We start from the raw sequence: 13623 nt of genomic DNA on the forward strand, positions 1-13623 counted from the left end.
AAAAAGGAGATGGACCTACAATGAAAAAAAATGTTCTCATTATTGGTGCTGGAGGTGTTGCACAAGTTGTTGCACACAAATGTGCTCAAAACAATGATATTCTTGGTGAAATTCATATTGCGTCACGAACACTCAAAAAATGTGAAGCCATCATTGCTTCTATTAAAGAAAAAAACACAATGAAAGAGCAAAGTGTTCTCAAAAGCCATTCGCTCAATGCCATGAATGTAGAAGAAACTATAAAGCTCATCCAAAAGACCAAATGCGAAATTGTCATTAATGTTGGTTCTGCCTTTCTTAATATGTCTGTTCTTTCAGCTTGTATTGAAACCAAATGCGCTTATATCGATACCGCAATTCATGAAGACCCATTGAAAATTTGTGAAACACCTCCTTGGTATGGCAATTATGAATGGCCTCGACGTCAAGAATGTGAAAAAGCTGGTATAACCGCTATTTTAGGAGCAGGTTTTGACCCAGGTGTAGTGAATGCTTATGCAGCATTAGCGCGCGATGATTATTTTGATAAAATCACAGATATTGATATTATTGATATTAATGCCGGAAATCATGGACGTTGGTTTGCTACAAATTTTGATCCAGAAATTAACTTCCGTGAATTTACAGGACAAGTATGGTCATGGCAAAATAAAAAATGGACTTCCAATAAAATGTTTGAAATCAGCCATGAATGGGATCTTCCCGTTGTGGGAAAACAAAAAGCCTATATGACAGGACATGATGAAATTCATTCACTTTCCAAAAATCTTGATGTAGAGAATGTCCGTTTCTGGATGGGATTTGGTGATCGTTATATCACTGTTTTTACGGTTCTAAAAAATCTTGGTCTCTTATCTGAACAGCCCATTAAGACAGCAGAAGGACAAGAAGTCGTGCCCTTGAAAGTCGTAAAGGCCGTCTTACCCGACCCTTCCTCTCTCGCCCCAGACTACACAGGAAAAACCTGTATTGGAGATCTTATTAAAGGCGAAAAAGATGGAAAACCGAGAGAAATTTTTATCTATAATATAGCCGATCACAAACAAGCTTTTCATGAAACTGGGGCACAAGGCATTTCCTATACGGCTGGCGTACCAGCAGCGGCAACAGCTCTTCTTATTGCCACAGGTGAATGGGATGTTAAAACTATGGTCAATGTGGAAGAATTACCACCCCACCCTTTCCTTAAATATCTTGATCATATGGGGCTTCCCACTTTTATAAGAGAACAACAAGAGGATAAAAAATTACAATTTTAATACCTATAGAAAGCATATGCTTGATTTTTTAAGTTATCACAAAACTGCCCAATGAAAACAAACTTAATATTCTCGTGTAATTATGGTTTTCAAAAAAATTTTAGCTATTCGTTATATTTTGGCAACATTGCGATTTCTTAACAACCCTAAAGAAGAGACATAGCATCTTTTTAAGACATAGCGAGCAATGATCAAGAAAAACAGAGAAGAAAAAACTAATTTAATCACACTGTATAACTTGTCATTATCATCAAAAAGATAGTGTCATAAACAAAAGATATAAAAATACCGCTCTTTTAAAGAAGAGCGGTATTTTGTAGAATATTCAATTCCTCGCCTCTTCATCTTAAATGACAAAGATCCTTAACCTACACCAATCATTAAACAATTCAATTTCTTTGAGTGAATTCCTTTTGACTTCCCTCTTCATATATAACGCTTTGATTTATAACAATAAATCATCATTTTCAACTTGATTCATAACGCTGAATACTGTAAAATTCTCTTAATCACAAACTCTCTCACATTGAAGTAATTAAAATCTTTTGTCTGCACATCACAAACAAAACGAGCGTGTGAGGTAAAATGATAAAAGCACAGAATAAAAATTCTCTTATGAAAACTCTCAAATAATAAAGAGCTTTAGCAATATTGAGAACTGAAAAAGTGTATTATAATGCCAGCGTGTACTTTTACTAAACATAAAGATGATGGTGCACAATAGGTCTTATAACAGTTTGAATGAATTTCATATATTTCAAGAGGAACTTTTACAGCTATACCATTCACGAACACCCTCGCGAAGTAGATTTGGGCACTTTGAGAGATGTTTTCTTAACACAAAGCACGCAGATAGGCTCAGAATCCTATCTTAAATATTTTATAACAGTATAAAAACTACCCCATATATAAAACTTTACATAGACTAAACACCACCGCTCTAAACGATAGTGCACAACAGAATAATCAATCAAAACTGCACAACAGATATCTAAAACAGTAATTATCGAAAAGCATACAACAAATGGAACATTTCAATACAATTGGTTATATTTTTTTAAAGTTTTAAAATGTTGTTGCATGCTTCACTAATATTTTCTGCCTCATGTGCCTTTTAAAATGTACTTTTTAAAAGCTTTTTAAATATGAAGTGGTTTAGCAAATGTTGCCAAAGCTGCCTCACGCACGGCTTCTGATAAGGTAGGATGTGCATGGCAACAACGTCCCAGATCTTCTGATGAACCACCAAATTCCATTAAAACTGCAATTTCATGGATCATTTCACCAGCACCAAATCCAAGAATATGCCCGCCTAATACCCGATCTGTTTTTTTATCAGAAAGGATTTTAACGAACCCATCACTCTTTTGCATTGCACGTGCACGACCATTGGCCATAAAAGGAAATTTGCCAACATTATATTCAATACCAGCAGTTTTTAGCTCTTCTTCTGTCCTTCCTACACTCGCAATTTCCGGCTGTGTATAAACAACACTAGGAATAACATCAAAATTAACATGCCCTTTTTGACCTGCCAAAATTTCTGCCACAGCAACGCCTTCTTCCTCTGCTTTATGTGCTAGCATTGGTCCTTTTACGACATCACCAATCGCATAAATTCCTGGAACATTCGTCTGCCAATGAGCATCAATTGCAATAAATCCGCGTTCATCTAACTGAACACCAGCCTCTTGTAATCCAAGCCCCTCTGTATAAGGAGAACGTCCAGTAGCAATAAGCACAACATCAGCCTCTAAAGTTTCAGATTCACCACCTTTGACAGATTCAAAGCTCACCTGAGCAGTTGAGCCAGATTGTGTAACAGCTGTTACCTTTGCACCCGTTTTATATTCAATCCCCTGTTTTTCCATTAATTTCTGAAATTGCCGTGAAACTTCACCATCCATTGAGCCCAAAACTTTATTAAGATACTCAATAATGGTCACCTTAGCACCTAAACGGCTCCAAACTGATCCAAGTTCTGAGCCAATGACACCAGCACCTACTACAATCATATGCGTTGGTACTTTTTCAAGTGAAAGAGCTCCCGTAGAAGAAACAATAGTCTTTTCATCAATTTCAACATTCACCCCTGGAATGCCTGAACTCTCTGAACCGGTAGCAATAATAATATTTTTTGTTTCAATTGTTTGTTTATTACCATCTCTGGCAACAACTTCCACATGACCCGCATTCAAAATTTTGGCTGTCCCAAAAAAAGTATCAACTTTATTTTTTTTCATCAAAAAAGAAACACCACTCGTATTGGCTGTCACCACAGCTTTCTTATGAACCATCATTTGTTCAAGATTAAGCTTAGATTTACCAATAGAAATACCAAGCGTTTCAAAACCATGCTGGGTTTCAGAAAACACTTCTGAAGCATGCAACAACGCTTTAGAAGGAATACAACCAACGTTGAGACATGTTCCTCCTAATGTTGTACGCTTTTCAATAATTGCTACTTTAAGTCCCAGTTGCGCCGCTTTTATTGCTGCTACATAACCACCTGGACCCGCTCCGATCACAGCCACATCATAAGACATCCGTTTCTCCTTTCATCCTGAAAACTGTATTTTACAAATCAAGAACAAGGCGTTCCGGATCTTCTAAGCTTTCCTTAACACGCACAAGGAAAGTCACAGCTTCTTGCCCATCCACAATACGGTGATCATAAGAAAGCGCTAAATACATCATGGGGCGGATCACAACTTGACCCTCAACAACCATTGCTCGCTCTTTAATCGCATGCATTCCCAAAATACCAGATTGTGGTGCATTCAAAATCGGTGTTGACATCAACGATCCATACACACCACCATTGGTAATGGTAAAAGTTCCGCCCTGCATATCAGAAACGGCTAATTTTCCATCACGCGCAAGACGCCCCAAACGACCAATCTCTTTTTCAATCTCTGCCAATGACATTTGATCTGCATCTCGCACCACTGGAACAACAAGCCCTTTATCCGTTCCAACAGCAATTCCAACATTGACATAGTTTTTGTAAACAATATCTGTCCCATCAATCTCTGCATTAACAGCAGGAAGTTCTTTTAATGCATGACAAACAGCCTTGGTAAAAAAACCCATAAAACCAAGCTTAACACCATGTTTCTTTTCAAAAAGATCCTTATAACGCTTGCGCAAATCCATCACCGCTGACATATCAACCTCATTAAATGTGGTTAACATTGCTGCTACATTTTGTGCATCTTTAAGACGGCGAGCAATTGTTTGACGCAATTTCGTCATACGAACCCGCTCTTCACGTGTTTCTTGGACAGGAGGTGCCGAAGAACTCGTCGCAGAAGAAGAGGGTGTAGGAGCATTTGTACTTTGTTTTAATCCATCAAGAACATCTTCTTTAAGAATTTGTCCACGTTTTCCAGAACCTGAAATATCGCTTTTTGCAACATTATTTTCAGCCATCAATTTTGCTGCTGAAGGAGAAGGAGGCATTGCACTGCTCAAAGCAGGCTTCTCCGATTCAGATGAAGCCGCTGGAACAAGTGTAGCAGAAGGTGAAAGTGATTGGGAAATACCAGCTTCTCCAGCTTTCACCACTCCTAAAAGAGCATTTACTTCAACCGTATCGCCTTCTTTTGCAATGATTTCAGATAATTTCCCAGCAACAGGAGAAGGAACTTCAACGGTTACCTTATCAGTTTCTAATTCAACCAAAGGCTCATCCATAGCGACAGCTTCGCCAAGTTTTTTAAACCATTTGCCAACCGTTGCTTCGGTAACCGATTCGCCCAAAGTAGGAACACGAATTTCAGTAGTCATAATATTTTTCCATACATCAGAGTAGTAATAAATTAAGAACCTAACGCGTCTTTAAGAAACGCAGCCAGTTGTTCAAGGTGTTTCACCATTAACCCAGAGGCCGGTGACGCACTCGCAGGACGTCCTGCATAACGAGCACGTGAATATTGCGCATTAATATGCGTCAAAACCCATTCCAAATAAGGCTCAATAAATGACCAAGCCCCCATGTTTTTTGGTTCCTCTTGGCACCAAAAAACTTCCGCCTGCAAAAAGCGCGATAATACATTCACCAAAACTTTTGCAGGGAAAGGATAAAGCTGTTCAACACGAAGGAGGTAAACATCATCAATACCCCTTTTTTCACGTTCTTCATAAAGGTCGTAATAAACCTTACCAGTACAAAGAACGACACGGCGAATCTTATTATCTTTTTGCAACTTAATGACAGAATCTTTGAGACATTCTGCATCATCAAGCAACACACGACAAAAACTTGTTTCTGGCCCCATTTCATTGAGAAAAGAAACAGCTCGCTTATGACGTAAAAGTGATTTCGGTGTCATCAAAATCAATGGCTTCCGGAAATCACGCTTAATTTGTCGACGCAAAATATGAAAATAATTTGCAGGGGTTGTACAATTAGCAACCTGCATATTATCTTCCGCACAAAGTTGAAGAAACCGTTCTAAACGTGCAGAAGAATGCTCCGGCCCTTGCCCTTCAAAACCATGAGGCAATAAACACACAAGACCAGACATACGAAGCCACTTACGCTCTGCGGATGAAATAAATTGATCAAAAATGACCTGTGCACCATTAGAGAAATCACCAAATTGTGCTTCCCAAAGTGTTAATCCTCGTGGTTCAGCAAGAGAATATCCATATTCAAAACCAAGAACAGCTTCTTCAGAAAGCATAGAATTAACAACGTCATAAAGCGCTTGCCCCTTTTGTAAATGATTCAAAGGAATATAACGCGCCTCATTTTCTTGGTCATAAAGAACGGAATGACGTTGTGAAAAAGTTCCCCGCTCAACATCTTCACCGGAAAGACGAACCGGTGCACCTTCCAAACAAAGTGAACCAAAAGCTAAAGCTTCAGCGGTTGCCCAGTCAACACCCTCACCGGTTTCAAAAATTTTAGCACGATTATTTAAAAAACGTTGAATGGTTTTGTGAACGTGAAAATTCGCCGGAATTTCAACAATTTTCTGACCAATTTCCTTTAAAGTTTTTAATTCAACACCGGTTGCTCTAGAATGCTGCTCATCAGAACTACTAAAAGCTTTGAGTCCCGTCCAGCTTCCATCAAGCCAATCAGCCTTATTAGGTTTATAAGAAGCACTTGCTTCAAGTTCACCTTCAAGCTTATCGCGCCATAATTTTTTTTGTTGCTCAATTTCTTCTGAAGTAACCATTCCTTCTGCTACCAATCGGTCACTATAAAGTTGAAGTGTTGTTTTATGATTACGTATTGCTTTATACATAAGCGGCTGCGTAAAGGAAGGTTCATCACCTTCATTATGCCCATAACGGCGATAACAAAACATATCAATAACCACTGGTTTATGGAAAATTTGGCGAAACTCTGTTGCTATTTTGGCAACAAAAACAACTGCCTCAGGATCATCACCATTCACATGGAAAATTGGTGCGTCAATCATTTTTGCGACATCTGATGGATAAGGCGAAGAACGTGAAAAACGTGGAGATGTTGTAAAACCAATCTGGTTATTGATAATAACATGAAGTGAGCCTGCAACACGATAACCTTTAAGACCTGAAAGACCAAAAGTTTCTTGGATAACGCCTTGTCCTGCAAAAGCGGCATCACCATGAATAAGCAATGGCATCACTTTTGAACGCTCACTTAATGGGAGTAAATCAGTATGCGCAGGTCCCATAAGTTGATCTTGTTTAGCACGTGCTTTTCCCATAACAACCGGATCAACAATCTCAAGATGAGATGGATTCGCCAACAGTGATAAATGAACTTTTTTACCATCAAAGTCCAGATCAGCGGTAGTTCCCAAATGATATTTGACATCACCGGATCCCTCCACATCATCAGGCTTGTAAGATCCCCCTTTGAATTCATGAAAAATAGCCCTATGCGGTTTGGCAAGAACTTGTGAAAGAACATTTAAACGACCACGATGTGCCATTCCTAAAATAACTTCCCTAACCCCCAAAGCACTACCACATTTGATAATCTGTTCAAGAGCGGGAATCAGCGCCTCACCACCATCGAGTCCAAAACGCTTTGTACCTTTATATTTAGTGTCTAAAAACTGTTCGAATCCCTCTGCCTGAATAAGCTTATTCAGAATAGCTTTCTTGTCTTGTTGTGTGAAAGAATTTTTTTTATCTCGCCCTTCAATGCGTTCTTGAAGCCATACTTTCTGAACCGGATCAGAAACATGCATATACTCCACACCGATTGTTGAACAATAGGTACGATTGAGAATCTCAAGCATTTGCGGAATAGTTGCATATTCCAACCCTAAAACATTATCAATAAAAATGGGACGCTCGTAATCAGCTGGAGTAAAACCATAAGCTTCTGGAGAAAGTTCCTTGTAATCTTCTTGTTTTTCGGCCAATTGAAGAGGGTCAAGTTGCGCATGAAGATGTCCCCGTTCTCGAAACGCACGAATCATCATAATTGCATGAACGGAATCACGTGTTGCACGAATAATATCTTGTTCACTGGAAGTTTTTCCCTTTTGTGCAGCACCTGTTATTGCTTTTTCCTTTAATTTATCGCCAAAATATTTTTCAAGAGAAGACCAATCACCATCAAGAGCAGAAATCAATTCACCCTCTGCTTTTAATGGCCAATGATCACGCTGCCATGTTGCTCCTTCAGCATTTTTAAGAACATCTTCTTTATTATCATGAAGTCCTTCAAAAAAAGCACGCCACTGTGAATCAACACTGGTAGGATCTTTTTCATATTGAGCATAAAGTTGATCTATATAATCCGCATTCCCACCATAAAGAAATGATGTCTGTGCAAAAAGGCTATTTATTTCGTCCTGCCTTGCCATATACTTCTCCGGAACATTTATTCCGTCTCCTTATATCTCTTTTTGACCTTTAAATGCTTACAAACAAGCAGTGATTCGAACATTCAAAAAAGTTTTACCTTTTTATACTCAAGCTTTTTCACCTGAATCTAAGAACCTTTTCTTATTCAGGTGAAACTTTCTTTTAGCCTTTCAAAACTGACATCAAAGTCTTACCTATCTGTGATGGCGAAGAAGATACACGAATCCCTGCTGATTCCATTGCCGCAATTTTATCTTCTGCTCCACCTTTACCACCAGAAATAACAGCACCAGCATGTCCCATTGTACGTCCTGGAGGAGCCGTACGGCCAGCAATAAAGCCAACAACTGGCTTTTTACGACCTTTTCTTGCTTCATCTTGCAAAAACTGTGCTGCTTCTTCTTCAGCAGAACCACCAATCTCACCAATCATAACAATAGACTCGGTTTCATCATCCGCTAAAAACATTTCCAACACATCAATAAATTCAGTGCCCTTAACAGGATCGCCACCAATCCCTATAGCAGTTGTTTGTCCGAGACCTTCCTGACTCGTTTGAAAAACGGCTTCATAAGTTAAAGTTCCCGACCTCGAGACAACCCCAACAGAACCTTTTCTAAAAATAGAACCAGGCATAATACCAATTTTACATTCATTTGGTGTAAGAATACCGGGACAATTAGGACCAATAAGACGAGACTTTGAGTTTTCTAATCGCGCCTTCACTTTAACCATATCCATAACGGGAATACCTTCCGTAATACAGATAATTAAACGAACTTCAGCTTCTATAGCCTCTATAATAGCTGCCGCAGCCCCTGCAGGAGGAACATAAATAACGGAAGCATCTGCACCTGTTTTTTCTTTTGCTTCTGCAACATTAGCGAAAATAGGAAGAGTTTCGCCTTTTGAACCTTCCCATGTTTCTCCACCCTTTTTAGGATTAACGCCACCAACCATTTGCGTACCATGATAAGCAAGCGCCTGCTCTGTATGAAATGTTCCTGTTTTTCCTGTAAGCCCTTGAACGAGAACTTTTGTCTCTTTATTCACAAGAATTGACATAGCTTAAGCTCCCTTCACGGCTGCAACAATTTTTTGGGCAGCATCATCTAAATCATCAGCAGGAATAACATTCAAACCACTCTCATTGATAATTGCTTTACCTTGCTCAACATTAGTACCTTCAAGACGAACAACCAAGGGAACCTTTAAACCAACCTCACGAACAGCAGCAACCACACCCTCAGCAATGACATCACAACGCATAATACCACCAAAAATGTTAACTAAAATGCCCTTAACATTTGGATCGGCCGTAATAATTTTAAAAGCAGCTGTCACCTTTTCTTTTGATGCTCCACCACCAACATCCAAAAAATTCGCTGGCTCTGCTCCATAAAGCTTAATGATATCCATTGTTGCCATAGCAAGCCCAGCACCATTAACCATGCAACCAATCGTACCCTCAAGAGCAACATAAGCAAGATCATGCTTTGATGCTTCTATTTCCTTTGGATCTTCTTCTGAAAGATCGCGCAATTCTAAAATATCTGGATGACGAAACAGAGCATTATTATCAAAAGAAACTTTCGCATCAAGAACACGCAAGTGACCATCTTTCATCACAATAAGCGGATTGATTTCTAAAAGGCTCATATCTTTTTCACAAAATGCCTTATAGAGAATCGGAAAAAGCTTTTCACCATCTTCTCGCGCACTGCTTTGTAGTTTCAACGCATCACAAAGTCTTGCACAATCAGCAGAAGTAACACCCTCTACAGCATCAATGGGAAGCGTGAATATTTTTTCTGGTGTCTCTTCAGCAACCGTTTCAATATCCATTCCACCTTCTGTTGAAACAACAAAAGCAATTCGACCAACGCTACGATCAACCAAAAGTGAAAGATAAAGCTCCCGTTCAATATCGGCACCATCTTCAATATAAAGGCGGTTGACCTGCTTACCCTCTGGACCAGTTTGTTTGGTTACCAAAGTTTTTCCAAGCATTTCTTGAACATTTGCAACAACTTCTTCAACAGATTGTGCAAGCCGAACACCACCCTTTGCATCAGGACCAAGTTCTTTAAACTTACCCTTACCACGACCACCAGCGTGTATCTGACTTTTAACCACATAGAGAGGTCCGGGCAATTTTTCCGCCCATTTTTCAGCTTGCTCTACAGAATAAACAGCGACACCATTTGCAATTGGTGCTCCATATTCATGAAGCAGACGTTTGGCCTGATACTCATGGATATTCATGCATTTGTCCTTTTCTTTTATGGATCTTATTAATCCTAAAGTTTTAACATTCTAAATACTTATTTTAATGAATTAAATCTTGTTCAATTTACTTGAGACTAGGTACAAGAGCAATACAAGCTTCACAAAGCTTTTTAACCGCATTTACTGAATGATCAAAAGCACCTCTTTCTTCTTTATCAAGATCAATTTCAATGACTCGTTCAACACCACCTGCACCAAGTACAACAGGTACCCCAACATAGGTATCATTAACCCCATATTCTCCTGAAAGATAAGCTGCAACAGGCACAACACGCTTAGTATCCTTTAGGTAGGCCTCAGCCATAGAAACAGCAGAAGCTGCTGGTGCATAATAAGCAGAACCTGTTTTTAACAAACCAACAATTTCTGCACCGCCATCACGGGTACGCTGGATAATTTGATCAATTCTTCCCTGTGTTGTCCAGCCCATCTTTATAAGATCAGGCAAAGAAATACCACCAACCGTTGAATAACGCACGAGAGGAACCATTGTATCACCGTGGCCCCCTAAAACAAACGCTGTCACATCTTTAATAGAGACCTTAAATTCCTCAGATAAGAAATGACGAAAACGCGCTGAATCAAGAACACCAGCCATACCAACCACTTTATGTGTAGGGAGACCTGAAAATTTCTGCAATGCCCACACCATCGCATCAAGGGGATTGGTAATACAAATAACAAACGCTGAAGAAGCGTATTTTTTAATTCCAGCTCCAACTTGTTCCATAACCTTTAAATTAATGCCCAAAAGTTCATCACGACTCATACCAGGTTTTCGCGCAACGCCTGCTGTTACAATAACAACATCAGCACCTTCAATTGCTTCATAAGCATTAGCACCTTTTAGACTGATATCAAAACCATCAACAGGAGAAGATTCGGCTATATCTAGAGCCTTACCTTGTGGCACACCTTCTGTAATATCAAATAAGACCACATCAGCAAGCTCTTTAAGCCCAATAATATGTGCTAAAGTACCACCAATCATACCTGAACCAATGAGAGCTATTTTTTTCCGTGCCATTTTATTTTTCCTAACTTTTAGATAATTCAGCGCACACCCAATCAACGTCCGTATACTGAATATTTTTGACTTCAACCATATTCAAACAATATCATAAAAAGGAGTAAAGAAATGAAATTTACAAATTTATCTCCTTACAGAAACAACAACCCTCCGCTGAAACAACTATTAGAAAATTATCACGATGTATCGATAAAGTGAATTTTAAAAAAATACAACAGAATTATTATATTTCTTTAATTTCAAAAAGTTATTGTTTTGACAGTTTACGTAAAGGTAAAAGTATAATCAATGCTTCTTCTTCAAAAGAAAACGTTCTTCCCAAAGTTTTAAATAATCGTAGCTTTGCATTTCGAAAAGACGTGATTGTGTTCTTTTAAATTCAAATGTTTCCGTAATCTGCGCATGCCCTTTATACAAATCCCCTATCCCTGCGGCTGCCGACATAAACAACCGTATATGCCGCTCATAAAGAATATCAATAAGCAAAATAAACCGTTTTGTTTCATTGCGACATGTATCATCCATGACCGGTACATTATCAATAAAAATCGTATGATAACGCTCCCCTAATAACAAATATTCAGCCGCGGCCAAAGGCTTTTCACATAAATCCCCATAATCAAAACGAGCACATCCTGCACCAAAGCGCGGAATAGGAATAATGCGCCCTTTTATAGAAAGCTCATCAGATGTCTCCTTATGTCCTTGCAATACAAGTGTCCATGCTTGATCCATATATTCATTTGCCGGGACCCCCAACGGCGACACATACACCTGTTGTAGATTTGATTTTTCAAGGCGATAATCTGTTTTTGCATCAAGATTAACAACACGAACATATGCTTTCAAAACTTGAATAAAAGGCAAAAAGAGCTCACGATTCAAACCGTTACAATAAAGGTTATCCGGCGCCACATTTGAGGTTGCAATAAAGAAAATTCCTTTATCAAACAGAGCAGAAATAAGCCGCCCCAATACCATAGCATCAGCAATATCCGTTACACTAAACTCATCAAAACAAAGTACTTTTGCTTCTCGTACAAGATCCTCAGCAACAGCTAAAATAGGATTATCTTGTTTAAATTTTGCACACCCAGATGCTTGACGATAAAAATTAATACGCTCATGCACATCAGCCATAAAATCATTAAAATGGGCACGCTTTTTATGACCTTTAGGCAAACAAGAAAAGAACAAATCCATCAGCATGGTTTTGCCCCGTCCTACTTCACCATAAATATACAGTCCCTGAAAAAAAACTGTTTCATCTCCTTGTTTTACAACACAAGAAATATTTTGTTTTTTCCTTTTAAATATTCTGTTAAAGAAAGAGCAAAATATCCAAGGCAAAGGATGAGAGATATTTTGTTCCGCAATTTTTTTTAATAAATGATCAAAATATTCTGTTATAGCTAATTGAGCGGGATCAAAACAAATCTCTCCTTTAGCGACAAGCTCCTTATAACGTGTTGAAACGAGAATCATCCAAAAAACCTTTTTCAAACCGATCTCAATGAAAAATACAAATACTTTTCAAGAATCTGTCCGTCTAGTTTAGTTTGTCATAAACGATCAAAAATGATTTAACGACTTAAAATAACGGGATGATCATCAAGTGTACGTCCCTCAAAACGATCAACATTTGAAGAATAAAGAACGAGGATAACACGTCCAGAGTTATTATAAAAATATAATCTTTTTCCTTTAACAGCCCACGATCTCACTTGGGAAGCAATTCCTGGACAGTGTAAAGGACCAGCACGGTACCCTTGTCCAAACTTTGTTTGTGGAGTTGCAATCCGGCAAACTTTTCCTCCCATAGAAAGATTCCACACCCCAGCAACACTTGCAGGAAATAAATCAGTGGCATTACTTGGCAATTCGAGACTAGCCATTCGTCCATCGCTCTGAGAATCTCCTTTTTCATACATCGGAGCGTTTGCATCTTCAGATATCGACGAAGAAGTAGACGACAGATCAGACGCTTCTAATATTGTCATTTGTTGAGATGGATAAAAAACTTCTAATGCGTTACCATCGTCATTACCATCAAACCGTGTTGTTGAACATCCCCCTAAAAACATTACAGTTGATAGTGCAACGAAAAACGAAACTTTTGAAAACGCCATGTCTGTACTCTCTCCCACGACAATAAATAAGTTCACAAAAAAATTAAGCGAATATTTGTTATAGTTACAAAGATAAATTAACAAATTAAAAAAA

At 38.7% G+C, this 13623-nt stretch carries 9 protein-coding genes; 1 reads left to right on the plus strand and 8 read right to left on the minus strand.

Translation table 11 applies throughout. The features are described 5' to 3' along the window. Window positions 1-20: 20 nt before the first annotated feature. A complete protein-coding gene (locus ACFINR_RS01660; RefSeq protein ID WP_375652369.1) occupies window positions 21-1259 on the plus strand; it encodes a saccharopine dehydrogenase NADP-binding domain-containing protein in 1239 nt (412 codons plus the stop codon). A 1139-nt stretch (window positions 1260-2398) separates the two neighbouring features. Here the strand turns inward: ACFINR_RS01660 and lpdA are convergent. The 8 genes from lpdA to ACFINR_RS01700 form a co-directional block, all read right to left on the minus strand. Continuing rightward, window positions 2399-3805, minus strand: a complete 1407-nt coding sequence (gene lpdA / locus ACFINR_RS01665) for a dihydrolipoyl dehydrogenase (protein ID WP_375652370.1) — start codon at window positions 3803-3805, stop codon at window positions 2399-2401. Window positions 3806-3836: 31 nt separating this feature from the next. Then, window positions 3837-5048: a 2-oxoglutarate dehydrogenase complex dihydrolipoyllysine-residue succinyltransferase gene (odhB, locus tag ACFINR_RS01670; RefSeq protein ID WP_375632104.1), complete on the minus strand. Its 1212-nt coding sequence runs from the start codon at window positions 5046-5048 to the stop codon at window positions 3837-3839. Between the two features lie 32 nt (window positions 5049-5080). Then, window positions 5081-8080, minus strand: coding sequence for a 2-oxoglutarate dehydrogenase E1 component (locus ACFINR_RS01675; RefSeq protein ID WP_375632105.1), 3000 nt, complete (start codon window positions 8078-8080; stop codon window positions 5081-5083). A 163-nt stretch (window positions 8081-8243) separates the two neighbouring features. Then, window positions 8244-9146 (minus strand): succinate--CoA ligase subunit alpha, encoded by a 903-nt coding sequence (gene sucD / locus ACFINR_RS01680; protein ID WP_375612754.1) that lies wholly within the window; start codon window positions 9144-9146, stop codon window positions 8244-8246. Between the two features lie 3 nt (window positions 9147-9149). Then, window positions 9150-10346 (minus strand): ADP-forming succinate--CoA ligase subunit beta, encoded by a 1197-nt coding sequence (gene sucC, locus ACFINR_RS01685; RefSeq protein ID WP_375612755.1) that lies wholly within the window; start codon window positions 10344-10346, stop codon window positions 9150-9152. An 88-nt stretch (window positions 10347-10434) separates the two neighbouring features. Further along, window positions 10435-11397, minus strand: a complete 963-nt coding sequence (gene mdh, locus ACFINR_RS01690) for a malate dehydrogenase (protein WP_375628541.1) — start codon at window positions 11395-11397, stop codon at window positions 10435-10437. A gap of 288 nt (window positions 11398-11685) precedes the next feature. Continuing rightward, window positions 11686-12885: a cell division protein ZapE gene (gene zapE, locus ACFINR_RS01695; RefSeq protein WP_375652371.1), complete on the minus strand. Its 1200-nt coding sequence runs from the start codon at window positions 12883-12885 to the stop codon at window positions 11686-11688. A 98-nt stretch (window positions 12886-12983) separates the two neighbouring features. Then, complete coding sequence (locus tag ACFINR_RS01700; RefSeq protein ID WP_375620904.1) at window positions 12984-13529, minus strand: AprI/Inh family metalloprotease inhibitor; 546 nt, start codon at window positions 13527-13529, stop codon at window positions 12984-12986. Between the last annotated feature and the right edge of the window lie 94 nt (window positions 13530-13623).

It is taken from the genome of Bartonella sp. AP19HLJMH (genome assembly GCF_042196245.1).
Lineage (GTDB): Bacteria > Pseudomonadota > Alphaproteobacteria > Rhizobiales > Rhizobiaceae > Bartonella.

Excerpts from the sequence above, each read along its gene's own strand:
- ACFINR_RS01660 (WP_375652369.1), top strand. The coding sequence starts at position 21 with ATGAAAAAAAATGTTCTCATTATTGGTGCTGGAGGTGTTGCACAAGTT.
- lpdA (WP_375652370.1), bottom strand. The coding sequence starts at position 3,805 with ATGTCTTATGATGTGGCTGTGATCGGAGCGGGTCCAGGTGGTTATGTA.
- odhB (WP_375632104.1), bottom strand. The coding sequence starts at position 5,048 with ATGACTACTGAAATTCGTGTTCCTACTTTGGGCGAATCGGTTACCGAA.
- ACFINR_RS01675 (WP_375632105.1), bottom strand. The coding sequence starts at position 8,080 with ATGGCAAGGCAGGACGAAATAAATAGCCTTTTTGCACAGACATCATTT.
- sucD (WP_375612754.1), bottom strand. The coding sequence starts at position 9,146 with ATGTCAATTCTTGTGAATAAAGAGACAAAAGTTCTCGTTCAAGGGCTT.
- sucC (WP_375612755.1), bottom strand. The coding sequence starts at position 10,346 with ATGAATATCCATGAGTATCAGGCCAAACGTCTGCTTCATGAATATGGA.
- mdh (WP_375628541.1), bottom strand. The coding sequence starts at position 11,397 with ATGGCACGGAAAAAAATAGCTCTCATTGGTTCAGGTATGATTGGTGGT.
- zapE (WP_375652371.1), bottom strand. The coding sequence starts at position 12,885 with ATGATTCTCGTTTCAACACGTTATAAGGAGCTTGTCGCTAAAGGAGAG.
- ACFINR_RS01700 (WP_375620904.1), bottom strand. The coding sequence starts at position 13,529 with ATGGCGTTTTCAAAAGTTTCGTTTTTCGTTGCACTATCAACTGTAATG.